The organism is Streptomyces sp. NPDC029674 (assembly GCF_044903205.1).
In the GTDB taxonomy this organism is placed as follows: Bacteria; Actinomycetota; Actinomycetes; order Streptomycetales; family Streptomycetaceae; genus Streptomyces.
This window is the reverse complement of sequence record NZ_JBJDPY010000019.1, coordinates 116,419-141,218: the sequence shown is the minus strand read 5'-3', so window position 1 is coordinate 141,218 and position 24,800 is coordinate 116,419. Positions and strand designations below refer to the sequence as shown.

General features: G+C 72.5%; 22 protein-coding genes. 10 read left to right on the top strand and 12 right to left on the bottom strand.

Going from position 1 to position 24,800, the window contains the following annotated elements:
• The first annotated feature begins 56 nt into the window (after nucleotides 1–56).
• Nucleotides 57–1,142: a PP2C family protein-serine/threonine phosphatase gene (locus tag ACI2L3_RS33980; RefSeq protein WP_404756263.1), complete on the top strand. Its 1,086-nt coding sequence runs from the start codon at nucleotides 57–59 to the stop codon at nucleotides 1,140–1,142.
• Nucleotides 1,129–3,321: an ATP-binding protein gene (locus ACI2L3_RS33975; RefSeq protein ID WP_404756262.1), complete on the top strand. Its 2,193-nt coding sequence runs from the start codon at nucleotides 1,129–1,131 to the stop codon at nucleotides 3,319–3,321. The genes ACI2L3_RS33980 and ACI2L3_RS33975 overlap by 14 nt, the downstream gene beginning before the upstream one ends.
• Here the strand turns inward: ACI2L3_RS33975 and ACI2L3_RS33970 are convergent.
• The 3 genes from ACI2L3_RS33970 to ACI2L3_RS33960 all read right to left on the bottom strand — a co-directional run bounded on the left by ACI2L3_RS33970 (nucleotide 3,282) and on the right by ACI2L3_RS33960 (nucleotide 5,698).
• The gene (locus tag ACI2L3_RS33970) at nucleotides 3,282–4,271 is read right to left on the bottom strand and encodes a hypothetical protein (protein ID WP_404756261.1); all 990 of its coding nucleotides are present in this window, start codon (nucleotides 4,269–4,271) and stop codon (nucleotides 3,282–3,284) included. The genes ACI2L3_RS33975 and ACI2L3_RS33970 overlap by 40 nt on opposite strands.
• Nucleotides 4,268–5,110: a MerR family transcriptional regulator gene (locus ACI2L3_RS33965; protein ID WP_404756260.1), complete on the bottom strand. Its 843-nt coding sequence runs from the start codon at nucleotides 5,108–5,110 to the stop codon at nucleotides 4,268–4,270. The genes ACI2L3_RS33970 and ACI2L3_RS33965 overlap by 4 nt, the downstream gene beginning before the upstream one ends.
• A 135-nt stretch (nucleotides 5,111–5,245) precedes the next feature.
• Nucleotides 5,246–5,698, bottom strand: coding sequence for an SRPBCC family protein (locus tag ACI2L3_RS33960; protein WP_404756259.1), 453 nt, complete (start codon nucleotides 5,696–5,698; stop codon nucleotides 5,246–5,248).
• 173 nt (nucleotides 5,699–5,871) lie between these two features.
• Between ACI2L3_RS33960 and ACI2L3_RS33955 the strand changes: the two genes are divergently transcribed.
• The 6 genes from ACI2L3_RS33955 to ACI2L3_RS33930 all read left to right on the top strand — a co-directional run bounded on the left by ACI2L3_RS33955 (nucleotide 5,872) and on the right by ACI2L3_RS33930 (nucleotide 10,890).
• Complete coding sequence (locus ACI2L3_RS33955; RefSeq protein ID WP_404756273.1) at nucleotides 5,872–7,182, top strand: phosphatase PAP2 family protein; 1,311 nt, start codon at nucleotides 5,872–5,874, stop codon at nucleotides 7,180–7,182.
• Between the two features lie 60 nt (nucleotides 7,183–7,242).
• Complete coding sequence (locus ACI2L3_RS33950; protein ID WP_404756258.1) at nucleotides 7,243–8,130, top strand: DUF72 domain-containing protein; 888 nt, start codon at nucleotides 7,243–7,245, stop codon at nucleotides 8,128–8,130.
• Between the two features lie 281 nt (nucleotides 8,131–8,411).
• Nucleotides 8,412–9,371, top strand: coding sequence for a YihY/virulence factor BrkB family protein (locus ACI2L3_RS33945; RefSeq protein WP_404756257.1), 960 nt, complete (start codon nucleotides 8,412–8,414; stop codon nucleotides 9,369–9,371).
• Nucleotides 9,371–9,865, top strand: a complete 495-nt coding sequence (locus tag ACI2L3_RS33940; protein WP_404756256.1) for a hemerythrin domain-containing protein — start codon at nucleotides 9,371–9,373, stop codon at nucleotides 9,863–9,865. The genes ACI2L3_RS33945 and ACI2L3_RS33940 overlap by 1 nt, the downstream gene beginning before the upstream one ends.
• A gap of 27 nt (nucleotides 9,866–9,892) precedes the next feature.
• Complete coding sequence (locus tag ACI2L3_RS33935; protein WP_404756255.1) at nucleotides 9,893–10,285, top strand: DUF2267 domain-containing protein; 393 nt, start codon at nucleotides 9,893–9,895, stop codon at nucleotides 10,283–10,285.
• A 44-nt stretch (nucleotides 10,286–10,329) separates the two neighbouring features.
• The gene (locus ACI2L3_RS33930; RefSeq protein WP_404756254.1) at nucleotides 10,330–10,890 is read left to right on the top strand and encodes a VanZ family protein; all 561 of its coding nucleotides are present in this window, start codon (nucleotides 10,330–10,332) and stop codon (nucleotides 10,888–10,890) included.
• 169 nt (nucleotides 10,891–11,059) lie between these two features.
• Here ACI2L3_RS33930 and ACI2L3_RS33925 read toward each other — a convergent pair whose 3' ends face one another.
• Nucleotides 11,060–11,344, bottom strand: a complete 285-nt coding sequence (locus ACI2L3_RS33925; RefSeq protein WP_404756253.1) for an STAS domain-containing protein — start codon at nucleotides 11,342–11,344, stop codon at nucleotides 11,060–11,062.
• Nucleotides 11,345–11,695: 351 nt separating this feature from the next.
• Nucleotides 11,696–12,280: a TetR/AcrR family transcriptional regulator gene (locus ACI2L3_RS33920; RefSeq protein ID WP_404756252.1), complete on the bottom strand. Its 585-nt coding sequence runs from the start codon at nucleotides 12,278–12,280 to the stop codon at nucleotides 11,696–11,698.
• Nucleotides 12,281–12,386: 106 nt separating this feature from the next.
• On the opposite strand from ACI2L3_RS33920, the gene ACI2L3_RS33915 reads away from it, so the two are divergent.
• Nucleotides 12,387–13,541, top strand: coding sequence for an agmatine deiminase family protein (locus ACI2L3_RS33915; RefSeq protein ID WP_404756251.1), 1,155 nt, complete (start codon nucleotides 12,387–12,389; stop codon nucleotides 13,539–13,541).
• A 5-nt stretch (nucleotides 13,542–13,546) separates the two neighbouring features.
• Here the strand turns inward: ACI2L3_RS33915 and ACI2L3_RS33910 are convergent, their stop codons facing one another.
• The 7 genes from ACI2L3_RS33910 to ACI2L3_RS33880 all read right to left on the bottom strand — a co-directional run bounded on the left by ACI2L3_RS33910 (nucleotide 13,547) and on the right by ACI2L3_RS33880 (nucleotide 23,228).
• Nucleotides 13,547–15,052: a SulP family inorganic anion transporter gene (locus ACI2L3_RS33910; protein ID WP_404756250.1), complete on the bottom strand. Its 1,506-nt coding sequence runs from the start codon at nucleotides 15,050–15,052 to the stop codon at nucleotides 13,547–13,549.
• A gap of 147 nt (nucleotides 15,053–15,199) precedes the next feature.
• Nucleotides 15,200–17,266 carry an iron ABC transporter permease gene (locus tag ACI2L3_RS33905; protein WP_404756249.1) on the bottom strand — a complete coding sequence of 689 codons (2,067 nt, stop codon included), beginning with the start codon at nucleotides 17,264–17,266 and terminating at the stop codon, nucleotides 15,200–15,202.
• A 34-nt stretch (nucleotides 17,267–17,300) separates the two neighbouring features.
• Nucleotides 17,301–18,281: an ABC transporter substrate-binding protein gene (locus tag ACI2L3_RS33900; protein ID WP_404756248.1), complete on the bottom strand. Its 981-nt coding sequence runs from the start codon at nucleotides 18,279–18,281 to the stop codon at nucleotides 17,301–17,303.
• Nucleotides 18,278–19,138: an ABC transporter ATP-binding protein gene (locus ACI2L3_RS33895; RefSeq protein ID WP_404756247.1), complete on the bottom strand. Its 861-nt coding sequence runs from the start codon at nucleotides 19,136–19,138 to the stop codon at nucleotides 18,278–18,280. The genes ACI2L3_RS33900 and ACI2L3_RS33895 overlap by 4 nt, the downstream gene beginning before the upstream one ends.
• A 20-nt stretch (nucleotides 19,139–19,158) precedes the next feature.
• Nucleotides 19,159–21,078, bottom strand: coding sequence for a DUF2264 domain-containing protein (locus tag ACI2L3_RS33890; RefSeq protein ID WP_404756246.1), 1,920 nt, complete (start codon nucleotides 21,076–21,078; stop codon nucleotides 19,159–19,161).
• On the bottom strand, nucleotides 21,075–22,091 hold the full coding sequence (locus ACI2L3_RS33885; protein WP_404756245.1) for a hydroxyacid dehydrogenase: 1,017 nt from the start codon (nucleotides 22,089–22,091) through the stop codon (nucleotides 21,075–21,077). Before ACI2L3_RS33885 ends, ACI2L3_RS33890 begins: the two co-directional genes overlap by 4 nt.
• 48 nt (nucleotides 22,092–22,139) lie before the next feature.
• Nucleotides 22,140–23,228, bottom strand: a complete 1,089-nt coding sequence (locus tag ACI2L3_RS33880) for a LacI family DNA-binding transcriptional regulator (protein ID WP_404756244.1) — start codon at nucleotides 23,226–23,228, stop codon at nucleotides 22,140–22,142.
• Nucleotides 23,229–23,460: 232 nt separating this feature from the next.
• Between ACI2L3_RS33880 and ACI2L3_RS33875 the strand changes: the two genes are divergently transcribed.
• Nucleotides 23,461–24,798: an ABC transporter substrate-binding protein gene (locus ACI2L3_RS33875; RefSeq protein WP_404756243.1), complete on the top strand. Its 1,338-nt coding sequence runs from the start codon at nucleotides 23,461–23,463 to the stop codon at nucleotides 24,796–24,798.
• Nucleotides 24,799–24,800: the final 2 nt, after the last annotated feature.

Genomic DNA, 24,800 nt, shown 5'->3' with positions numbered 1-24,800 from the left:
GGGCCCCGAGGGCGTCGGCGGTCCTCACCCGTGGAGCCCTGGCCGGTCTGGTTTCCATGGGGTTCCTGACCGGCCTGGCAGCCCTGGCACTCCTCACAACCCCCTCCACCGGCCCGGAGTGGCGGCTCACCCCCGGTCTGCTGCTCATCGGACCCGTCCTGGTCAGCGCCCGCAAGGGGCCGAGGGCCACCGCGTGCGCCGTGGGCTGGGCCGTGGCGTTGTCCGTCGCCATGGCTGTCACCATGGCCGTCACCACGTCCGTGGCCTCGTCCGTCGCGCTGTCCGTCGCGCTCCTCGACTGCCTCGTGGTCGTCGTCGGCGGTGGTGCGGCCGTTCACGGCGCCCGTCGTCGCGTCCGGCGGGAGGCCGAGCTGATCCGCGTCGCGCAGCGGTCGCGGGACGCGGTGCTGCGGCCCCTCACGGCGGAGGTCGGCGGGGTCGGCTTCTCCTCCCTGTACCGCTCCGTCTCGGACATCGGTCTCGGCGGCGATCTGTACGACCTGGTCCAGACGCCGTACGGGGCACGCCTGTTGATCGGCGACGCGAGGGGCCACGGGCCGGAGGCGGCCGTGCTGTGCGCGGCCACGGTGGGCGCGTTCCGTGAGGGCGCCTGCGCGATCCCCGCACTGGTGGACCTGGTTGCCCACCTCGACGCGCGGATCAGCGGTGACCTCGGGCCGGAGGACTTCGTCACCGTGCTGCTCGCCGAGTTCGCGCCGGGCGAGGTGCGGCTGGTGAACTGCGGGCATCCTGCCCCGCTCCGCATCGGCTGGCGCGCCGAGCCGTTGGCGGCGAGCCCGCCGTCGGCTCCGCTGGGGCTCGGTCCCCGGCCCCGGCTGCAGCGGGCCCGGCTGGGCGTCGGCGAACGGCTGCTGCTCTACACCGACGGCCTGACCGAGGCACGGGACGCGCAAGGAACGATGTTCCCGCTGGACGACCGGGTCAGGCAGGCCGCGTGCCAGCCGCAACTACGGGAGTGCCTCGACGAACTGCTCTCCCTGGCGACCGCCCACGCCGGCGGCCGGCTCCAGGACGATCTGGCCCTCGTCATGTGTGAACCCCGCTGCGCGACCCCCATGACCGTGGTCCGTGAGCGGCTCATGTCCCCGTGGCCGGAAAGGCGTTTCGATGGAGTCGACTGAGCAGCGGCCGGGGAACCTGCCGCCGGAGACCACCAGCATGGTCGGCCGCCGCGTGGAGCTGGCGCAGCTGCGACGGCTGTGCGGCCGGTCCCGGCTGGTCACGCTGACCGGGGTGGGCGGCGTGGGCAAGAGCAGGCTCGCGCGGCGGGCGGCCGCCGGGCTACGGCCCCTGTTCAAGGACGGGGTGTGGTGGGTGGAACTGACGGGCCTGCGGGAGGGTGCGCTGCTGGCCCACTCGATCGCCGAGGCGCTGTCGCTGGCCGACCAGTCCACCCGGCCCATGCTCGACGTGGTGGCCGACCACCTGGCCGACCGGGAGCTGCTCCTGGTCCTCGACACCTGCGAGCACCTGACCGACGCGTGCGCGATGGCCGCCGAGGCGCTGCTGCGGGCCGCGCCGGGGCTGCAGATCCTGGCCACCAGCCGCCGCCGCCTCGGCCTCATGGCGGAGGAGGTTCTCACCGTGGAGCCGTTGCGGGTGCCCCGGGGGCCGCAGGACATGGACGGTTCGGAGGCCGTGGCGCTGCTGGTGGAGCGGGCCGCCGGGGCAGTGCCCGGCTTCGCCGTGTCCGCCGTTGACACGGCGAACGTACTACGCCTCTCGCAGCTCCTCGAAGGGCTGCCGCTGGCCATCGAGCTCGCCGCCGCCCGGCTGGGCGAGATGCCCGTCGACGAACTGGTCAAGCGGCTGCCGGACCGCTTCGGCGTCCTGCGGGACACCGGCGGGGCACCGGCGGCGGCCGCCGCTCCCCCGGCCTCCGGGACACGTCCCCGCAGCGACGCGAGCGACGTGGGCAACGTGAACGACGTGAGCGACGTGCCGCGTCCCGCCGCAGAAGTGCCCCCCTGGCACCGGGCCCTGCGCACCACGATCGGCTGGAGCCACGAACTGTGCACGCCGGCCGAACGGCTGCTGTGGGCACGGCTCTCGGTCTTCGCCGGTTCCTTCGACACCGAGGCCGCCGTCGCGGTCTGCGCCGACGAGCACCTGCCCGAGGACGGCATCCCCGGGCTGCTCGGCGTGCTCGTGGACAACTCCATCGCCAACTGGCTGCCCGGGCCCCAGGGTTCGGAGCGGTTCCGGATGCTGGACACCCTGCGGGAGTACGGCGCGTACTGGCTGCGCGAACTGGGCGAGGAGGAGCGGCTGCGCCACCGGCACCTCGCCCACTACCGGGAGTTCGTCCGGCAGGCGGACGCCGGGTGGCTCGGGCCGGAGCAGCTCGGCTGGTACGCGCGCACGGCCGCGGAGCACACCAACCTGCGCGCCGCCCTGGATTTCGGCCTGCTGCGGCCCGCGGGCGCCGAAGGGCATGCCGCGCTGGAGCTGGCGGGGAACCTGTGGTTCTTCTGGCACGCCTGCGGGTTTCCGAGGGAGGGCGAGTACTACCTGGCCCAGGCGCTCGCCGCGGACCGCGAACCGTGTCCGGAGCGCGGCAAGGCCCTGTGGGCCGAGGGCATGGTGCTCGTCACCCTGGGGAAGCCGGCGGCGGCCGGGGCGCGGGTCGCCGAGATCGCGGCGGTCGCCGACCGGTTCGGCTGCGCCGCGACGGCCGACCGCGCCGACACCCTGTCCTCGATCGCGGCGGTGATGGTCGGCGACCACGCACGCGCCGCCGCCCTGTCCCAGGCGGTCCTGGACCGGCACCGGTGCACGCCGATGGCCCAGCCCACCCAGTCGGCCGGTTTCGTACGCAGCCTGGTGTACATCACCGAAGGGCGCATCGACGAGGCCGTCGCCGTACTGGAACACCTGCGGGCCGACTGCGACCGGCACAGCGAGCAGTGGTCGCGGGCCTTCGCCGACTACATGTGCGCACGCGCCGAGCTGGCCCGCGGCCGGGTGGAGGCCGCGTTCGAGCACGGCCGGGCCTCCTGGGCCACCAAACGGCGGCTCGACGACTCGCTCGGGATGGCCGTGGCCCTCGACGTGCTCGGCTCGGCGGCGGCCGCGGCCGGTGACGCGCGGCGGACCGCCCATCTGCTGGGCCTCGCCCAGCAGATGTGGGACACCCTCGGCGCACCGCAGATCGGTGTCTCGGAGTGGATCGCCGCCCGGCGGACCTGCGAGGAGCAGGCCCGCCGGGCGCTGGGCGACGACGTCTACACCGCCGTCTTCCAGACCGGCTACCGCACGCGTCAGGACGCCCCCGACCCACTGACGCCTCCGACCCGCTGACATTCGGGCGCTTCACGGGTACGCCCCGGAGAAGCAAGTGCCGTACGCAGCCGCTCGTACGACGGAGCGAGCCTGCGCAGGCCTTCGGCCAGGGTGTGGTCGTCGCCGGTGACCAGGGGGTGTTGGAGTCCGCCGATCAGCCGGGACTGTTCGGTCGCGAGCGCCGCCGCGTCGGAGAGGCCCAGTGACTCCAGGCAGTGCGCGGCGTCGGCGAGGCGGCGCGCGCCGAGGCGGACGGCGAAGTGGGCCATGAAGCCGCGGGTCTCCGCGTCGAGTCCGGCGTCCGCGCGGGCGGCCAGGGCCGCCAGGCCCGCGGCCCCGCCGAGGGTCCCCGGCGGTACGGGCCGGTCGTCGCGGCCCGCCAGCCAGCGCCGCGCGTCCGGCAGCGAACGCCGCAGCGCCTCTTCCGGCGCGACCCGCCGCTCCCGGACGAAGCCCGTGCGCAGCACGTAGGGGGCGTCGGCGTACTCGACCGTCTCCGCCTCCCACGCGGCGAGGAAGTCCGGCAGTGGCAGCGTCGCGTAGGGATGGCCGTGCGGGTCGTGGAAGAGCACCGTGCCGTCGTCGACGCCCAGGACGACCACGTAGTGGTCGGCGCCGGACTCGTTCGTGGGAGTCCCCGGCTGGTGGAGGAGCAGCCCCATGTCGACGGGGCCGACCAGGACGGGCCCCCTGGCGGATGCCGCGCGCAGCCGTTCCCCTGCCTCCTCGGCCGTGCCACCGGCGGTCCGCTCGCAGGCCACCCCGAGCAGGGACACGACCGCGTCCAGGCCCTGCTCGGGGTCCCACCCGTAGGGGTCGAACAGCGGCAGCCCGCCACCGAGCAGCTGGAAGCCGAACGGCGAACCGGTCAGCACCTCGACGACCGCGGGCGGCGGGGCCGTGTCACCGAGCACCATGGTCAGGGAGTGGGCGTAGCAGTACGGGCCGGAGCCCACGTAGTACGTCATCGCTGTCCTCGCCGGATGAGGGGCTGCTGGAGTTCCGTGACCCATGCGGCGGGGTCGTCTGGGCAGTCCAGGGAGACTTCGCGGGTGAGCCCGACGGGTTCGTAGGAGTGTGCGGCGATCCACTGGTCCAGCGCGTGCGCGGTGGAGACGACGCCGTCCATCGACCCGTGGTGGATGATCGTGGCCGCCAGCGGAACGCCGGGCACCTCGACCACCGGCAGGCCGTCCGCGGCCGTCCCATCGGCCACCGGTATCGCGGCCCGCACCGTGATCCGGTCCTCGCCGGGTGCTTCCTCGCCGGGTGCTTCCTCGTAGCGGGCGATGCCCGGTCCTGCCGGGGTGACGCCCGCGGCGTCGAGCCGGCGGCACAGCTCGGTGAAGAGCCGGCCGACGACCGGGCCGATGTCCTGTGGCGCGTAGCTCGCGGCGGTGTCGGTCAGCTCGGCCGCCCGGACCGGTGGCAGGGAGGTGACGACGACGTCCTCGGCAGGCATGGTGCCCTCGCTCTCGATCGTCCGGAGCCTCGCCTCGACCCGGGTCAGCCGTGCCGCGGCCTCGGCGGCGGCGGTTTCCAGCTCGGCCCTGCGCAGCCGCAGCATGCCGCGGAGCTCCTCGGTGCTGACGTCCTCGTCGAGGATCGACCGGACCTGGTCCAGGGTGAATCCCAGGTCCTTGAGGGCAAGGACGCGGTGCAGGCGGGCGAGCTGGGCGGCGCGGTAGTGGCGGTAGCCGCTGGACGGGTCGACGTGGGCCGGGCGCAGCAGCCCGACGGCGTCGTAGTGGCGCAGCATGCGTACCGACACGCGGCCGTGTCTGGCGAAGTCTCCGATGGTGAACATCACGTCTCCCAGTGCAGGCCCTGACACGGTGGGAGAGTCAAGCAGGGTCAAGCAGGCGCTTCGCGCACGGCGAAGGCCCGGACCGGTCGGTCCGGGCCTTCTTGATGAGTTCCCGCGAGCTCCTGGACGCGGGGATCAGACCTCGCCGCGCCAGGCGCCTGTCTCCACGCCGTCCCGCCGTTCGATGAACCGCTTGAACCGGCCCAGGTCGCCGGTGACCTGCCGTTTGACGAAGCCGAGCTTGTCGCCGACCGTCTCGGCCAGGCCTTCGGGGTCGTAGTGCATCTGCAGCATGACCTTGGTGCGCGAGTCGTCCAGGCGGTGGAAGGTGACGACGCCGGCCTGCCGGGCCTGTCCCTCCACCGTGGTCCACGCCACCCGTTCGTCCGGTATCTGCTCGGTGATCTTCGCGTCGAACTCGCGCTCCACACCGTCGATCTTCGTCACCCAGTGTGTGAGCTTGTCGGTGCGCTGTTCGATCCGCTGCACACCTTCCATGAACTCGGGGAACGTCTCGAACTGGGTCCACTGGTTGTACGCCGCACGGACCGGCACGTTGACTTCCACGGACTCTTCGACCTGCGACACGGATGTCACCTTTCTTCGACGTCGTTCCTCGTTCGTCGTTCACCGGCCGGGTGCCCAGGTCCCGCGCGTTCACTCCCGCCCCGTCCGCGATGAACAGCCATGGCTATAGTTCGTGAGTGTTTTCACGAATAGACCGCGGGACCGTGTTCGCCGTATTGCGCAGGCCGCGGACGATCCTGTGGGGCGCGGCGGGTGTGGTGACCCTCGCCTTCCTCATCACGCTGGAGGTCGCCGCCCGGCACTACGGCGGTGTGCCGGGGCCGATCACCAACCAGGCGAGGGAAGTCCTCTTCCCGCCGAAACCGGGGCCGCTGTACGGCGGTCTCGCGTTGATGATGGTGGTGCTCACCTGGCGGCAGCGGTTCATCGCCGCCGGTGCGGCGATCGGCATCGACGCCGTCTTCGTGCTGGTGCGGTGGGCGGTCGACGCCGATGTGCCGGAGGGCCAGTTCTTCGGCAACGGCGCGCTGTGGGCGATGCTGGGCTGCGCGGTCTTCGCGATCACGCGCCGCACCGGCGAGGAACGGATCCTGCTCCTGAAGGGCGTCGGCCTGGGACTCCTCCTGGTGGCCGGCCGCAAGACCGGTGACACCTGGCTGCTGATCACGGCGAAGACCCGGCCGACCGTGCTCGACCCGTACGTGGCGACCGCCGACCACGCGCTGGGCAACCCGTCGTGGCTGGCCGGCCGGATCCTGGAGGCCTCCGGTCCGGTCGCCCACGTCCTCGACCTCGTCTACGCCCAGCTCGCGGTGGCCGCGGTCGTCGCCGCCCTGTACCAGCTGCGCAACGTCGCGGCCGTGCGCCGCTTCCCGCGCCACCACCTGGTGCGCACCTTCCTGGTGATCGGCCTGCTCGGTCCCGGCATCTACATGATCTTCCCGGTGGTCGGGCCGATCTTCGCCTACGGCCCCGGCACCTCCGGCACCGGCGGCGTGGAGTGGGCGGTGACCAACCTGTGGCCGCACACGGCGCCGACCCTCACCGCCCCGCACCCGGTGCCGTACGACGGGATCACCCCGCGCAACTGCATGCCCAGCCTGCACACGGCGTGGGCCACCGCGATCTTCATCCACTCCCGCAAGGGCCCGCGCCTGCTGCGGTACGCGGGGACCTTCTGGCTGGTCGCCACGCTCAGCGCGACGCTCGGCTTCGGCTACCACTACGGCGTGGACCTGGTGGCCGGCGTGGTGTTCGCGCTCACGGTCGAGGGAGCGCTGCGCGCGTACGACCGCGGGTGGGACCGGTCGGGCATCCGGCTGGTCGTACACGGCACCGCCGTCTTCGCCGCGCTCCTGGTGTCGTACCGGTATCTGCCGATGGAGATGGCGGAACACCCATGGGTGGCCGGACCACTGGTCATGCTGGCGCTGGCCTCGGTGATCTACGCCTATGTGCGGACCACCCGGTCGTGGGAGGCCGAGCCCGCGCCGGTACGGCTGCCGCGGCAGGCGGAGCCGCAGCCGGCGCCCGAACCGGTGTGAGGGCGAAGAGCCGGGCCGACCATGTCGCGTGGGTGCCGGGCCGGTGGGTACCGGGGTCCTATGAGCAACATCCTTGTGGGCACGTGTTCGTGGACCGATCCGGCGCTGGTGCGCAGCGGCTGGTACCCGCGCGGGCGGCGGGACGCGGCGGGGCGGTTGCGGTACTACGCCGAGCGGTTCCCCGTCGTCGAGGTCGACTCGACGTACTACGCGCTGCCCCGTGAACGCAACAGCCGGCTCTGGGTGGAGCGGACACCGGACGGCTTCACCTTCGACGTGAAGGCGTTCTCGCTGCTCACCGGGCATCCCACGTCCCGTGTGACGCTGCCCGCCGACTGGCCGGCCGAACTGCCCGCCGACAACCGGAGCGAGGAGGCGATGGCGGAGGCCTGGGCCCGGTTCACCGCCGGGATCGAGCCGTTGCGGGCGGCCGGGCGGCTGGGCAGTGTGCTGTTCCAGTTCCCGCCGTGGCTGCGGCCCGGGGAGCGCGCCGAGGAGTTCCTCGCGGCGACCGCGCGGCGGACCCGGGGCTGGCCGGTGGCGGTGGAGTTCCGGCATCCCGACTGGTGGCGCGGGGCGAACGCGGAGACCACCCGCGCGCTCCTGGCCGGCCACGGCATGGCGGCGGTCGCCGTCGACATGAACCAGTCGCTGCCGTCCGCCCTGCCGCCGTGCGCGCCGGTCACCCGGTCCCGGCTGTCCGTCGTGCGGTTCCACGGCCGCAGTGCCGCGTGGGGGCGAGGGAGCAAGGAGGACCGCTTCCGGTACGCGTACTCCGACGACGAACTCGTCGAGTGGCTGCCCCGGTTGCGCGCCCTCGCCGACCGGGCCGAGGAGGTCCACGTCCTGTTCAACAACTGCTGTGCCGACGCGGCCGTGCGGGCCGCCGAGGCGATGACGCGGCTGCTCGGGGCGGACGCGTACGGAGCACCGGCTGTCATGCGATAAGATCAATATCGCCACCTCGCGCCGGACTTCCGGTCGGGGGACAGGCGTTGGTCGTCCAAGGAAAGACGCCCCGCTTCCTGCGGGGAAATGCAGGTGCAAGGCCTGCCCAGCGCTCAGGACAAGCCCCGGACTCCGCACGTCGGAGTCCGGGGTTTCTGTTTTCCGCCCCGGGGGCGGCGCGTCCCTGCGTCACACGGCTCCGCGCCGCGTGTCCGAGCAAGGGAAGGAAGGCGGCACCCACGCCGCCGAAAACGCGAGAAGACGCGAGAAAGAGCGGCCCCATGGACAGTTCACCGCCCGCCGGCCCCGCCGCCCCCTCGACGTGGCCCCTGCGCCGTACCGCCCTGCGCCGCACGCCCGTGTCGATGTGGAACGACGACGTGTCGGACTGGGCGGCGGCGTTGACGTACTACGCGATACTCGCCGTGCTCCCCGCGCTGCTCGTCACCGTCAGCCTCATCAGCCTGGTCAGTCCCGCCACGACGCAGGAGCTCATCGCCGAGGTCACCGACTGGGCGCCCGCGGAGTCGGGCAACTCCCTGCACGCGGCGCTCAGCGAGATGGCGGAGGCCCGCTCAGCGGCGCTCACGGTGGTGATCGCCGGTGCGGTCAGCGCGCTCTGGTCCGCCTCCAGTTACGCGGCCGTGTTCCGGCGGGCGCTGCACGCGATGCACGGGATCGAGGACTGCCGGCCCACTCTGCGGAAGGCCCACCGCGTCCTCATGACCGCGCTGACGCTGCTCGCCCTGCTGGTCGCCAGCGCGCTGCTGCTCGTCCTGACGGGTTCGATCGCGGAGGGCGTGGGACGGCGCATCGGCCTCGGTGACGCGGGGCAGACCGCCTGGGCCGTCCTGAAGTGGCCGGCGCTGGTCTGCCTGGTGCTTCTGCTCGTCCTCGTCCTCTTCCGCAACGCGCCGCCGACCGCCCGCGGCTGGCGCCACATCCTGCCCGGCGGCATGCTGTCCGCCCTGCTCTGGCTGCTCTCCTCCGGCCTGTTCACGCTGTACGCGACGGTCTTCGGCACCTACGGCAAGCTCTACGGATCCCTCGCGGGCGTCGTCGTCTTCCTCGTCTGGCTGTGGGTGTCCAACCTCGCCCTGCTCGCCGGCGCGCAGTTCACCGTCGAGGTGGAGCGGGCCCGGTCCGCCCGGGGAGACATGTCCCTTCCCGCGCGCACATCACGCATCAGGTTGCCCGCTCCGGGTATCGGAGCCAGAACGGACCAGAGAGGCAGGCACTGATGTCCCCATCTCAGGACGTGGTCGAGCTGATCCTCAAGGACCACCGGATCGCGGGGGATCTGCTCGGGCAGCTGCGCAGCGGCACGGAGACCGTCCGCTGCCACGCGCTCCACGAGTTCGCGGATCTGTACGTCGCCCATGTGCGCGCGGAGGAGTCCGAGGTCTACCCCGAACTCACCCGGTACGAAGGCATCGACCAGGACGTCATCGAACGCGGCGTCGCCGCGCACGAGGAGGCCGCCGAGGCGCTGCTCGACCTGTTCGAGGCCCATGCGGACGCCCCGCACGCCTGGGACGACAGACTCGACGAACTCGTCGCGTCGGTGACCGAGTACACGCGGGAGACGGAGGGGACGCTCCTCGTGGACACCCGCGAGAGCGTCACGCACGCGTGCCGGGTCCGGCTGGGCGCCGCGTTCGCCGAGGAGCGCTGCCGGCAGCTGCGGGCGTGCTGCGGCCACATCGACAACGTACGCCGCTATGTGAGCGGTTGACCGCCGCCGGGCCGGAAGGGGCTCAGCATGGACACCACCCTGGAAGAGCTGCTGGATCAGGTGCGGGAGCGGGGCGGCTTCGCCAGTCGCCAGCAGGCGGCGGGAGCCGTGGAGAACGTCCTTGTCGTCCTCGGGGCGCATCTGGTGGGGGACGACCGCACCGACCTCGCCCGGCTGCTGCCCGCCGGGTGCGGGGCGCTGCTGTCCGACGCGGAACCGGCCAGTGAGCCGCTGCCGCCGTCCGGGTTCGTCGACGCGGTGGCCGCCCGGACGGGCGAGGACACGGCCGGGGCGCGCCGCGCCGTCACCGCCGTGCTCGGCATCCTCGCGGGGGCGGCGGACGACGCGCTGCTGCGCCGCATCCTCACGCAGCTGCCGCCGGGGCACGCCGGTCTGTTCGGCCGCACCGAACCGACCTGAGACGGCACGGCCCACGGCCCACACGTCCCTCCCAGGAGGCACTGATGGCACGAAGAGAGCGTTGGCGGAAACCCGGCGCGCAGGCCGATGACGCCGAGGTCCGGCGTGCGGCACCACTGCGGCCGTTGGCCCGTGCGCTGACCATGCTGGCGGCGTTCGCCTGCATGGTCGCGTTCGGCGTGGTGCTGGCCCGGCTGACGCTGGAGCCGTCCGCGAGCTCCGAGGCGCTGACCCACAGCAACTTCACGCCGGGCGACTCCATCGACGAGTACCTCGCGCAGCCCGCCTTCCGCGACACCGTCAAACAGCTCGGCGGCAACATCCTGCTGGGCGTGCCGTTCGGGATGCTGCTGCCCGTCGTACTCCCCCGCACCCGGGGGTTCGTGCGGGTGGGCCTGGCCACCGCCGTGACCATGGTCCTCGTCGAGCTGGCGCAGGGCGCGTTCGTGACCGGGCGCACCTTCGACATCGACGACGTCATCCTCAACACGACGGGGGCGCTGCTGGGTTACCTCGTCCTCGGCCGCCGGCTGGGGCGGGCCGTGCATCCCCGGCGCCGGCACTGGTGGCACCGCTTCACCAAGCGGGACGCGGCGGACGCCTGATCCGGCCTAGGGCGTGTCTTTTGGATCGGTCCGGTCAGCCCGCGGCGTCTGGTGCGGTGCATCGCAAGGCGGAGCACCGCCCGCGGACCGGGTGTCCGTGGGTGATGCGACAACGCCGCGAGGCGCCGTGCCAGACGCCGCGGGCCCGGGCTGATCCAAAAGACACGCCCTAGTCCGCGAGACGGCCGATGCCCAGGCAGTGCAGCGTGGCCGCGGTACGGGGGCAGGCGCCCCGCACGGCGAGGGAGCCCCCCACCGCCCTGAGGGCCCTGAGCGTCCCGAAGAAGACGCCCGCGCTGTCCCGCGCCAGGTAGGTGACCTCGGACAGGTCGACGGTCAGATGGCGGCAGCCGTCCTGGACCAGCGCGCACAGCTGCGCGGCGAGGGAGTCGGCCTGGCGTGCGGTGATCTCACCGCGGAGGGAGACGCGGACCCGGCAGCCGGTGACGGTCACGCACCCTATGCCCGCACGCCGCAGCTTGCGTGCCGTGCCCGGATACGGCAGCCGGAGCGCCCTGCGGGGGTTTCCCGCTCTCGCCGCGGCCGGAGCGGGGGCAGGAGCGTGAGCCTGTTTGTCAGCATGCACGGGAGAGACCTTCCGGCGGTACGCCGTCCATCGGCCCGGGGCGGCCGAAGAGGTGCTTCTTTCATACGTCTATACCACGCTGTGACTAGTGCTGCCAAGGGTCCCCATGGGGCGCCCGGGCCGTGGGAAGGGCTCCGACTCCTCACCGGCGACACTTGAACCATTGGTCTAGTCCACTTTCGCGACCTGTGGCGGCCGCCGTATTGGCTGACCAGATTTTCAGGAGGGCTGGTCCAGCAGCGCCAGTTCCGCGCGGACCGCCCCGCGCAGCAGGTCGCGTGCGTGGTCGAGCCGCAGCCCGCCGCTGAGCCAGCGCATGCTGAGCCCCTCCAGGAGGGCGGTGAGGCGTTCGCCGGCCGCGGCGAGGGCGGGGGCCGGGGCCGTCGGCCGCACCTGACCGACCAGGGCCGCCACCTCCTGCACCCACACCAGCGTCGCTCTGGCCAGGTCCTCGCGCAGGACCTCGTCGAAGACCGCGCTGGCCCGCAGCTCACCCCAGGCCGAGCTGTTCTCCCTGACCTCCGGGGTGTCCTGCAGTTCCAGGAGGAGGGTCTCCTCCAGCTCCTCGCGCGGCGTGCGCGGCCCGGCGTCCGCGGCGCGGTCGGTCGTGTAGCGCTCGGCGCGTGCGTTGATGAACTCGAGCGTGTGCCGCAGGATCCCGGTGCGGTCCTTGAAGTGGTAGTAGATCAGGCCGGTCGAGACGTTCGCCTCGGCGGCGAGCTCTTCGACGCGGAGGCCGCGGACGCCGCGGCGGGCGATGAGCCGCGCGGCGGCTTCGAGGATCTGGGTGGTGCGGGGCGCCATGGAACCGCACCTTACCGGGCCACCCGCTCCCTTCTTTGACTGAATTTTCAGTTCGTGCCAGAGTCAGTCGGGAGTCGAAGCCCCCACCCCATGACCGGAGCTCCCCGTGCCGCACCGTCTCCCCCGCCATCTGCCGCCCCGCCGGTCCGCCCTCCGCGCGCTCGCCGGACTCGGCGCCGTCGCGCTCGGCGCCCCGGCATGCGGCCCCGGCGACAGCGACAGCGACACCGACCGGGACACGGCGGTCCGCGCGCCGCGCATGGGAGCCGAGTGGGAGCGTCACGCCCGCACCTTCATGGCGTGGCCCGCGCTGCGGTCCGTGTGGGGCGGGGCCCTGCACGCCGTACGGGAGGACATCGCTCGGGTGGCCCGCGCCGTCGCGGAGTACGAGCACGTCGTGCTGCTGGCCCGGCCTGGACAGGTGGCGGCCGCCCAGCGGGCGTGCGGGCGTGGCGTCGAGGTCGTTCCGCTGGCCGTCGACGACCTGTGGGCCCGCGACACGGTGCCCGTGTTCGTGACGGACGGCGGCAAGGTCACCGGTGTCGATCTGAACTTCAACGGGTGGGGCGGCAAGCAGGAGCACACCAACGACGCGCGGGTGGGCCGTGCCCTTCTCGCCGAGTACGGCATTCCCCGCAGGAAGGCGCCGCTGGTCGCCGAGGGCGGGTCCTTGGAGACGGACGGCGAGGGCACGCTCCTCGTCACCGAGAGCTCGGTCGTCAACGACAACCGGAACCCCGGCAGGAGCCGGGACCGGATCGAGGCCGAGCTGAAGCGGACCCTGGGCATGAAGAAGGTCGTCTGGCCGGCCGGGGTGCGCGGTCAGGACATCACCGACGCGCACGTGGACAGTCTCGTACGGTTCACCGCACCGGGCGTGGTGCTCCTCGACAAGGCGCACCCGGACACGCCCGCCGACGTCTGGTCACGCGCGGCCGGCCAGGCGAAGGCCGTCCTGAGCGAGGCGACGGACGCCAGGGGCAAGCCCTTCGAGGTCGTCGATCTGCCGCAGCCCGACCTGTCGGAGATCACGGGCGAGGGCGACGACTTCGTGTCGACGTACACCAACTTCTACGTCGCCAACGGCGCCGTTTTCCTGCCCGAGTTCGGCGACCGCAAGGCCGACGGCCGCGCCCGGGGCATCCTGCGGGAGCACTTCCCCGGACGCGATGTGGTGCCGGTCCGGATCGACGCCATCGCCTCCGGCGGCGGTGGCATTCACTGCTCGACGCACGATCAGCCGGGCGACCCGGCCGCCTGACCGGGTCAGTGGCCTCCGGAGAGTTCGCCGCTGAGCTTCTCGTGGAGCTCGGCGCTCGGCGTGTTCAGGCCGATGATCTCGACGGCCTTGCCGCGCTGCGCGTACTTGGTCTCGACCGCGTCGAGCGCGGCGACGGACGAGGCGTCCCAGATGTGGGCGGCGGTCAGGTCGATGACGACCTTGTCGGCGTCGGTGCCGTAGTCGAACTGTCCGACGAAATCGTTGGACGAGGCGAAGAACAGCTCGCCGGTCACGGAGTACACCAGGGTGCTCGCGTCGGGGCCGGGGACCGCGGTGACGTTCGCGAGGTGGGCGACGCGCCTGGCGAAGATGACCATGGCGGTGATCGTGCCGACGACGACGCCGACGGCGAGGTTGTGGGTGGCGAGCACGCAGGCCACGGTGACGACCATGACGGTGATCTCGCCGGCGGGCATCCGCTTCAGCGTCTTCGGGGCGATGGAGTGCCAGTCGAAGGTCGCGAAGGACACCATCACCATCACGGCGACCAGCGCGGCCATGGGAATGTCCGAGACGACCGGGCCGAAGACGATGCACAGCACCATCAGGAACGAGCCCGCCAGGAAGGTGGAGAGGCGGGTCCGGGCCCCGGACACCTTCACGTTGATCATCGTCTGGCCGATCATGGCGCAGCCGCCCATGCCGCCGAAGAAGCCGGTGACGATGTTGGCGATGCCCTGGCCGATGGACTCGCGGGTCTTCGAGGAGTGGGTGTCGGTGATCTCGTCGACCAGCTTGGCCGTCATCAGGGACTCCATCAGGCCGACCAGCGCCATGGCGAGCGCGTAGGGGGCGACGGTGGTCAGGGTGTCCATGGTGAAGGGAACGTCGGGCAGGCCGGGGGTCGGCAGCGAGGAGGGCAGGTCACCCTTGTCGCCGACGGTCGGCACGGCGATCCCGGCGGCGAGGGTGATCGCGGTGAGGACGGCGATCGACACGAGCGGCGCGGGGATCGCCTTGGTGACCTTCGGGAAGAACACCATGAGCGCGAGGCCGCCGGCGAGCAGCGGGTAGACGGCCCAGGGCACGTCGTGCATCTCGGGGACCTGCGCCATGAAGACCAGGATGGCGAGGGCGTTGACGAAGCCGACCATCACGCTGCGGGGCACGAACCGCAGCAGCTTGGCGACGCCGAGCGCGCCGAGGATGATCTGGACGACGCCCGCCAGGATGACGGCGGCGATGAGGTAACCCAGACCGTGCTCGCGGTTGAGGGGGGCGATCACCAGGGCGACGGCGCCGGTGGCGGCGGAGATCATCGCGCGGCGGCCGCCGACGACGGAGATCGTCACGGCCATGGTGAAGGACGCGAACAGGCCGATCGCCGGGTCGACCCCGGCGATGATCGAGAACGAGATCGCCTCGGGGATCAGCGCCAGGGCGACGACGAGGCCGCCCAAAATCTCGGTGCGCCACACCTTCGGGTCGGACAGCCAGTCGGGCTTCAGGCCGCGCAGCCGCGCGGCCGGGGACAGTGCGGAGGTGGGCAAGAAGGGTTACCTGTCGTGCTCGGGCGCGCCCGGCGTCGTGAGGGGGGCGAGCGGAGGGCTTCGTACGCCCACAGACATCGGTCTTCGCCGGGGCGGCACTGAGCCAACCCGAGGCTCACCTATTTTACCCGTGCCCGACGGCCGTCCTCAGCGGCGGCTCCGTACGAGCAGATAGAGGAAGTAGGGCGTGCCGATGACGGCGGTCATGAGTCCGGCGCCGAGCTGGGCCGGGGCGATCGCCGTGCGGCCCACCAGGTCCGCGGCGCAGACGAGGACCGCGCCGAGGAGCACCGCGACCGGCACCACCCGCACGTGCCGGCGGCCGACGAGGGCGCGGGCCGCGTGCGGCGCGACGAGTCCGACGAAGCCGATCGTGCCCGCCGCGGCCACGGCGGTGGCGCTGAGCAGCACGCTGAGGAGGAGGAAGCCGAGGCGGCCGCGGCCCAGGTCGAGGCCGAGCAGCCGCGGGGTGTCCTCGTCGAGGGAGACGAGGTCGAGCTCGGTGCGGCGCGCGACCGCGACGGCCAGGCCCACGGCGAGGGCGATGGCCAGGGGCACCGCGTCGGGCAGGGTCCGCCCGTAGGTGGAGCCCGCGAGCCAGGTCAGCGCCTTCGTCGCGTTGAACGGGTCGGTGAGGATGATGAGCAGGCTGATGACGGCCGCCGAACCGGTGGCGACGCCGAAGCCGACGAGGACGAGCCTGTTCTGCTGGAAGCCGCCCTTCGCCGCGAGGCCGAAGACGAGGGCCGCGCTGATCGCGGCGCCCGCGAAGGCACCGGCGGCGATGCTCCACGAGCCGGCCGTCGGCACCGTCGTCACGAGCAGGACGGCGCCCACCGCGGCGCCGTTCGTGACGCCCAGGATGCCGGGGTCGGCGAGGGGGTTGCGGGTCACGGCCTGGATGAGCGTTCCGGCGAGGGCGAGCGCCGCTCCCGCGAGGAGGGCGGCGAGGACGCGGGGCACCCGGGTGTCGAGGACGAAGGAGACGGTCTGTCCGGCCCTGCCCTGCGCCCAGTTGACGACGTCGCCGAGGAGAAGCTTGCTGTCCCCGACGAGTACGGCGGCGATGGTGAGGCCGACGAGGACGGCCACGAGGACGACCGTCGTGCTGACGAAGACGGTCCGGCTGCGAATGCGGAGCTTGTCGGGCGGTGCGGCGCCCGCCGTGTCCCGGACCCGTGCGGCCATGACGACCAGGAAGAGGGCGCCGACCAGGCTGGTGACGACGCCCGTCGGTACGGCGACCGCCACGTCCGACGGCACGACGGCGCGCAGCAGCACGTCGGAGCCGAGCACCAGGGCCGCGCCCGCGAGGCCCGCGAGCGGCAGTCGCGCCCGGGAGCGGGTGAAGGCGCGGAACCTGCGGGCGAGCGGGCGGACGAGTGCGGGGGCGCACAGGCCGACGAAGCCGACGGGTCCGGCGAGGGTGACGGCGGACGTGGAGAGCAGGGCGGCGAGTACGACGCCGGTGACGCGGGTGGCGCGGACGGGGACGCCGACGCCGCGCGCGGCGTCGTCGCCGAGCGCCAGGGCGTCGACCTTGCGGGCGAGCAGCACCAGACCGGCGAGGCCGACGACGCCGATGGGCGCCATCTGCAGTACGCCGTCGAAGCCGCTCTGCGCGACGCTGCCTTGATTCCACTTGTAGAGGCCCTGTGTCTCCTGCGGGAACAGCAGGAGGAGGCCCTCGGTGACGGCGGTGAGGCCGAGGGTGAGGGCGCTGCCCGCGAGGACGAGCCGGACGGTGCCGGCGCCGAGTCCGGAGAGGCCGAGGACGACGGCCGCCGCCAGGAGGCCGCCGAGGAACGCGACGCCGGAGGAGGCGAGGAGCGGCAGCGAGAGGCCGGTGGCGGCGGCGAGGCCGAGGGCGAGGTAGGAGCCCGCGTTGACGGCGAGGGTGTCGGGCGAGGCGAGGACGTTGCGGCTGATGGCCTGGAGGGCGGCGCCCGCCGTGCCGAGTACGGCGCCGACGAGCAGCGCCGCGGTCATCCTCGGCAGCCGGGAGGCGATGACGACGGACGCGTCGCCCGCGTCGGCGCGGCCCGTGAAGGCCTTCCACACCTCGGAGGGGCCGACGGCGGCCGTGCCCTGGGTGATGTCCACGACCGCGAGGGCGGCGACGAGGAGGAGCAGTGCGGCCGTCACCGCGGCCGCGCCCGTACGGGCCGCGGCTGTCGACGGACGGGTGGCGGGGGTGGGTGCGGTGACGGCCATGGCGTTACTTCTTCAGCGCCTTACTCTCCGGGCCTTACTTCTTCAGGGCCTTGACGACGGAGTCGACGTACTGGTTCATCGACGCGGGGCCGCCGAACATCCAGACGCCGTCGGGCAGCCGGTGGACGTTGCCCTTCTTCACGAACGGCAGGGACGTCCAGACCTTGTCCTTCTTCAGGACGCCGGTGAACGGGTTGCTGCTCTTGTCGCCGTCGTTGCCGATGTAGGCGAACTGCACGTCCTCGTCGAGCTTGGTGAGGCCTTCGACGTCGGTGGTGCCGAGGCCGTACGCCTTGTCGCCCTTGACGGACCAGTCGTTCTTCAGGCCGAGCTTCTCATTGACGGCGCCGATGAGTGAGCCGCTGGTGTACGGGCGGATCGAGGTCTGGTTGCCGGTGACGTAGCCGTCGGCGAAGGCGTACTTCGCGCCGGCGTGGCCGGCGGCGGCGAGCTTCTTCTTGCCCTCGGCGAGCTTGGCTTCGAAGTCCTTCTTGAGCTTCGCGGAGCGCTCCTCGGTGCCGGTGGCCTTGGCCAGGAGGTCGAGGTTCTCGGTCATCTGGCCGATCGGGTCCGCGGCGTCGGCGGGGCGCAGGTTCAGGACCGGCGCGATCTCGCGCATCTGCTTGACGGCGGCGGCCGGCAGGTCGGTGGTGGCGATGATGAGGTCGGGCTTGAGGGACGCGATGGTGTCCATGCTCGGCTCGCCGCGCGTGCCGACGTCCTTGGGGTCGTTCTTCAGCGGGGCGGCGGTGTCCCACGTCTTGTAGCCCTTGACGTCGGCGACGCCGGTCGGCTCGACGCCCAGGGATATCAGGCTCTCGACGGCGTTCCACTCGGTGCCGACGATCTTCTTGGCCGGCCCGTCCAGCTTCACCTTCGTGCCGGTGCCGTCGGTGAGGGTGATGGAGTCGGCGTTCTTCTTCGCGTCGTCGGCGGCGGGCTCGGTGGTGCCGCAGGAGGACAGGGCGAGGGCCGCGGCGGTGGCGGCCGCCGCGGTGAGGAGGAGGCGTCTCATGAGGTGGTACTGAGCCTTTCGCTTCGCGAGTGGTGGCGGCCGATGGCGCGGGTGCGCAGACGGCCGGTGAGGGGGTCGGAGTCGACCTCGATGCGGATGCCGTAGGTGTCGGTGAGGCGCTGCGGCGTGAGTACGTCTGCGGGGTCGCCGTCCGCGACGACGCGTCCCGCGTCGAGCAGGAGGATCCGGTCGGCGACGGCCGCGGCCTGGTCGAGGTCGTGCAGGACGGCGCCGACGGCGATGCCGTGGTCGTCCGCCAGGTCCCGTACGAGGTCGAGGAGTTCGACCTGGTAGCGCAGGTCGAGGTGGTTCGTCGGCTCGTCGAGCAGCAGCACTCCCGTCTCCTGGGCGAGGCAGCCGGCCAGCCAGACGCGCTGGAGCTGCCCGCCGGACAGGTGCTCGGCGCCGCGTTCGGCGAGGTCGGCGACGCCGGTCAGGGCGAGCGCGCGGTCGACCGCGGCCCGGCCGCCCGGGTCGGCCTTGCCCCAGCGGCCCCGGTGCGGGTAGCGGCCGAATTCGACCACGTCCCGTACGGTCAGGCCGCTGGGTGTGGGGCGTCCTTGGGTGAGCAGGGCGACGTGCCGGGAGAACTCGCGGGGGCTGAGTGCGAGGCCGTCGGTGTCGCCGTCGATGAGGAGGGTGGCGGTGCGGGGCCGCTGCAGCCGCGCGAGTGTGCGCAGCAGCGTCGACTTGCCGCTGCCGTTGGGCCCCACCAGGACGGTCACCTCGCCCGGGCGCAGCGTCATCGAGGCGTCGTGGACGACATCGACGCCTTCGTACGCCACGGTGACGCCCGTGGCCGACAGTTGATGACCCTGGGGGCGCGTGGCCGCGGCGGTCTCTTCACCTTCATGCACGCCGCAGAGGTTAGCCTAACCTAAGCATCGCGCGAAACAGGCCACCAACTGTTGGACACAAGAGGGTATTCGGCCAGCTTGAAACGTACGCGCGTGCGGCAGCCGTCCGACCAGTGGAGCTCGATGCTGTCCGAGGCCGCCCGCACCACCCTCGCCGCTTCGGAGAGCGGGACCGGATCCGGTTCCGCGGTGAGGGTGGCCAGTGCGGCGAAGAGTGCGGGGCCCGTGACCTCCGCGGTCAGCCGGGGAACGTCCACCGAGCGCGCGTACGCCGTGCCGTGAGGTGCGCGGACCTCGTCCTCGGCCGTCCAGCCGTGGAGGCCGTGCAGGGCGCTGTGCACGGGGCCGCCGGGTGGCGCAGCCCAGCCTGTCTGGGTGACGCGGGCTCCGGGCGGGGCGCCCGACACGCGGTGCACCCGCAGTTCGTACCTGCCCCTGGCCACCGTCACGCTCTCCACGCGCAGGCCCGGCACCATCGGCGGGCCGGCCGTGAACACCGGCCGGTGCCAGGACGCGGCCCAGTCGGGGCCGCAGACCAGGGGGTGGGTGCGGCGGCGGACGCTGGGGACCCCGGCGATCTCGACGGCGAAGTGGTTGTCCGGAACGTTACCGGCAGCCGTGGGACCGGTGTGGGTGGAGTACGCCTGGCGGCCGTAGAGCGGGTCCTCCTGCGCGGCCGACTCCCCCTCGTGCGGGCGCACGTCGTCGCTGCCGTGGTTGTGGAGGCGGACGATTCCGTCGGCGTGCGTCGACTGGACGAGCAGGCCCGGGGCGGGCAGCGCCCGGACACGGTCGGCGGTCTCGACGGGCGCGTACTCCTCGCGGGCCGTCCACAGCTCGTGGTCCGCGGGTGCCAGCAGCGCCACGAACGCCTTCGACGCCCAGTACGGGGACGCCGGGCCCGAGTAGCGCTGGACGGTCGGCTCGTGCGGGCCGTGCCAGCCGAGGGTGAGCAGACCGTCGTCGTCGACCGCGCCGCGGTCCAGGAAGTGGCGCAGGGCCCCGCTGATCAGCCTGCGTGAGACGCCGGGGCTCAAAGGGGTGTGGCCCGTGATCGCGCCGAGGGCCACGCTCGCCCCGGCGGCGAAGCGGTAGGTCAGGGAGCGTCCGAAGTGGATCGGCGCGCCATCGCCGCCGAAGAGGAGGCTGTGGTCCTCGAGGTGCGAGCGGAGCCGCGGGCCGAAGTGTCCCAACAGCTCGGTATCGCCCGCCAGTTGGGCTTCCAGGACCGGGTACAGGTGCAGGGCCCAGCCGTTGTAGTGGTCGAAGGCGCGGCCGTCGCCGTCGGAGTACCAGCCGCCGCCCGCGTACCAGCTCTCCAGGAGTTCCAGCGCCCGCTCCCGCGCGCGCCGCGTCTCCTCGTCGCCGCGGCCGACCGATTCGAGAAAGGCGGCGACGGTGTAGGGGAAGAGGTACCAGTTGTTGGGGGCGGGCACGTGGCGCAGGGCGCCGCGCAGCCAGGCCTCCGTCCGGTCCCGGGCCGTGTCGTCGAGGCCGTCCCACAGCCACGGCCGGGTCAGGCGCAGGCCGAGCGCCACGGAGGCGGACTCCACCATGGGCTGGCCCTGTATGTGGTGGTCCAGGATGACCGGCCAGGACTCGGTGTCGCGGCGGCCCGGGGTGGCGGTGCCCGCGGCGAGTCCTCGCGCGTAGCGGTCGAGCCAGCCGTGCGGGTCCTCGCCGTCTGCGCCCGCGACGCGGAACGCGGCGGCCAGGAACGTGCGGGCGTACCCTTCGAGGCCGTCGGAGCGCTCGCCCGACACGGACGGCCGACCCGGCAGGGCGAGCAGCGCGCACCCGGGTGTGGACCACCGCCAGGCGGCGCGCAGCAGCCCGTCGGCCGCGGCCTCCCAGTGGGCGCGCGTGTAGCCCGTGTGCGGGCTCAAGTCACTGTCGAGCTGCGGCAGTTGCCATGCCTGCGAGGCCGTGTGCCGGTTCATGCGAGGTACGCCAGTCTGTCCTGTCGTACGGGATGGGCGAAGCCGTCGCCCGCGGCCCAGCGGCGCACCTCGTCGACGGCGGACTCCGCCAGGCGCCGCCACTCGTTGCCCTGGGAGCCCGCGAGGTGCGGGGTGAGCAGGGCGTTGTCGGCGTCCCACAACGGATGGTCCGGCGGCAGGACTTCGGGGTCGGTGACGTCGAGCACGGCGCGGACGCGGCCCTCGGTGACGGCTTCGGTGAGCGCGTCCTGGTCGACGACCGCGCCGCGCGCGGTGTTGATGAGTACGGTGTCGGGGCGCATGGCGGCGAGCAGTTCGCGGCCGACCAGGCCGCGGGTGGCGGGCAGGAGCGGGGTGTGCACGCTCACGGTGTCGCTGCGCGCGAAGAGTTCGCCGAGCGGGACGAGTTCCACGCCGAGCGCGGCGGCGTCGTCCGCCGACACGTACGGGTCGTGCAGCAGCACCCGCAGGTCGTAGGGGCGCAGCAGCTCGATGACGCGGCGTCCGATGAGTGAGGCGGAGAGAATGCCCACCGTGCGGCGGTAGTTGCCGGTGCCGCGCGGGGTGCGCAGCCAGTCCACCTCCGTGCGCGTGACGCGGAAGTCGCGGGCGCTCTCCAGGACGCGCTTGCCGGTGAGCAGGACCATCGCGACGGTGTACTCGGCGACGGGCAGCGCGTTGGCCGCGGCGGCCGATGACACCTCGATGCCGCGTTCCCAGCACGCGTCGGTGACGTGGGCGCGGATGGAGCCGGCGGTGTGGACGACGGCGCGCAGCCGGGGTGCTCCGGCGAGCACTTCGGCGGTGAGCGGCGGGCAGCCCCAGCCGGTGACGAGGAGTTCGGTGCCGGCGAGTACGGCCTTGGCGCGGTCGGTGCCGAAGTCGTCAAGGGCGGGCGGGGGTTCGAGCGCCACTGTCCGCGCGAGGGCGTCGAGGACCGGCGGCTCCAGGACGGCCTCGGCCGCCTTCCGCGACATGGCGAGAGCGGCCCGCGGCCGGTGGGACGGTGACATCTTCCTCCTCATTGGACGACGTACTCGTACGGTGTACTCGTACGGCCCTCAGCGCGGCGCCGGCGCGGTGCTCCTGCGCACCACGAGCCGGGTCGGCACCAGGTCGGTGCCGGGTGTCGCCGGGGTCCCCTCGCGGATCTGGCGCAGCGCCTCCACCGCGCTCCTGCGCCCCACTTCCGTGAAGTCCTGGTGCACCGTGGTCAGCGGCGGGATGAAGTGGGCCGAGTCGGGGACGTCGTCGAAGCCGACCACGCTGACGTCCGCGGGGACGGACCTGCCGCTCTCGTGGAAGGCGCGCAGGACTCCGAGCGCCATCTGGTCGTTGGCGGCGAACACCGCGGTGCAGCCCGGCTCCCGGGCCAGGGCGAGGCCCGCCGCGTAGCCCGAATCGGCCGACCAGTCGCCGGGCACCGGTTCGGGGACCGGGCGTCCGGCCTCCTCCAGGGTGGCGCGCCAGGTGCGGGCGCGGCGCTGGGCGGCGTACGACTCCTCGGGCCCCGCCACGTGCCACACGGTCGCGTGGCCGAGGTCGAGCAGGTGGCGGACGGCGAGCCGGGCGCCGCCCACCTGGTCGGTGTCGACCACGCGGTAGCGGTCGCCGGAGTCGGTGTCCACGACGACGACGTGCACGCCGGGCGGCAGGGTCACCGTGCCCGCGTCGAGGAGGTGCACCTCGATGAAGACGATGACGGCGTCGACCGCGAGCTCGCCCATCCTCGTGAAGGCGCCGAGCACGTTGTCCTGGGTCGGCACGTCGATGGGGATCATCGTGATGGCGTACCCCTCGGCGGCGGCGTGGGTGGAGATGGCTCCCACCGTCTGGCTGCGGCCCGTGGCGGACAGGTTGAGGAGGATGACGCCGATGGTGTTGAACTGGCCGTAACGCAGGGCGCGGGCCGCGCTGTTGGGCCGGTAGCCGAGCTCCCGCATGGCTTCCAGGACCTGTTCGCGGGTGGCCGCGACGACGCCGGGGTGGCCGTTGGAGACCCGGGAGACCGTCTGGGAGGAGACGCCGGCCCGTTTCGCGACGTCGGCCATGGAGACGCGCTGCTTGCGCCGCCCGCCGGGGATCCCCGACCCGCCCCGCTGCGCGCCGCCGTGCACGGGAAGGGCACCTTCGCCTTCGTTCGGCCCCATCGCCCCTCCTCCTCCGTCCCGCGGACACCGCGTGGAACTTTACGTGTGAGAAACCTTGACCGGCCGATGTGACGGGTGCCACCGTACGCGCTACCGAAGTTTACGTAAACATTCCGCCCCGCCGCCTGTCCGCACAGCCCATGTTTACGTAACCACCGCCTACGTGACCACCGTCTACGTGACCACTCCCGTCTCCCCCGCACCGCGCACGCGTACGAAAGGGAACACCACCATGGCCATATCCCGGCGTCAGGCCCTGCTGATGGGCGCCGCCTTGTCGGTCTCGCTGACCGCGGGGGCCTGCGGCTCCTCCGACGAGGGCGGCTCGGGCGCCGAGCCGCTGTCCGACGCCGACCTGAAGGCCGCGCTGGAGGCCGGCGGCACCCTCACGGTCTGGACCTGGAACGAGCCGATGAAGCAGGTCGCGAAGGACTTCATGGCCAAGTACCCCAAGGTGAAGGTCGACCTGGTCAACGCCGGTACCCACATCGACGAGTACACCGCCCTGCAGAACGCCGTGAAGGCCGGCAAGGGCGTCCCCGACATCGCCATGATCGAGTACTACGCGCTGCCGCAGTTCACGCTCGCCAAGTCCCTCGCCGACCTGAGCGAGCTGGGCGCGGACAAGCTGAAGAGCGCCTTCACGCCGGGCCCCTGGAACGCGGTGCGCGCCGGGACCGACGGTGTGTACGGGCTGCCGATGGACTCCGGCCCGATGGCCCTGTTCTACAACAAGGAAGTCTTCGACAAGCACCGGATCAAGGTGCCGGAGACCTGGGAGGAGTACTTCGCCGCCGCCGAGAAGCTGCACGCCGCGGACCCCAAGGCGTACATCACCAACGACACCGGCGATGCGGGCTTCACCACCAGCATGATCTGGCAGGCAGGCGGCAAGCCCTACACCGTCGACGGCACCGCCGTCGGCGTCGACTTCGCCGACGCGGGCAGCAGGAAGTTCGCCGCGGCCTGGCAGCGGCTCATCGACGACAAGCTCCTCGCCCCCGTCACGTCGTGGAGCGACGAGTGGTACAAGGGCCTCGGGGATGGCACCATCGCCACGCTGGTGATCGGCGCGTGGATGCCGTCCAGCCTGCAGTCCGGGGTCAAGGCCGCCGCGGGCAAGTGGCGTGTGGCGCCCATGCCCCAGTGGGCGAGCGGCGACGCCAAGTCCGCGGAGAACGGCGGCAGTTCGCTGGCCATCACGCAGGCGAGCGACAAGAAGGCCCTGGCGTACGCCTTCCTCAAGTACGCCACGGTCGAGGCGGGCGTGCAGACGCGCATCGACCAGGGCACGTTCCCCGCCACCACCGAGCACCTCGGTTCCCGGGCCTTCCGGGACAAGAAGGTCGCCTACTTCGGCGGCCAGCGGATCAACCAGGTCCTCGCCGAGTCGGCGAAGCAGGTCGTGCCCGGCTGGTCCTACCTGCCCTACCAGGTCTACGCGAACAGCGTCTTCAACGACACCGTCGGCAAGGCGTACGTCAGCGGCACCACGCTGCGGCAGGGCCTGAAGTCCTGGCAGGACGCGTCGGTCAAGTACGGCAAGGAACAGGGCTTCACCGTCAAGTAGCC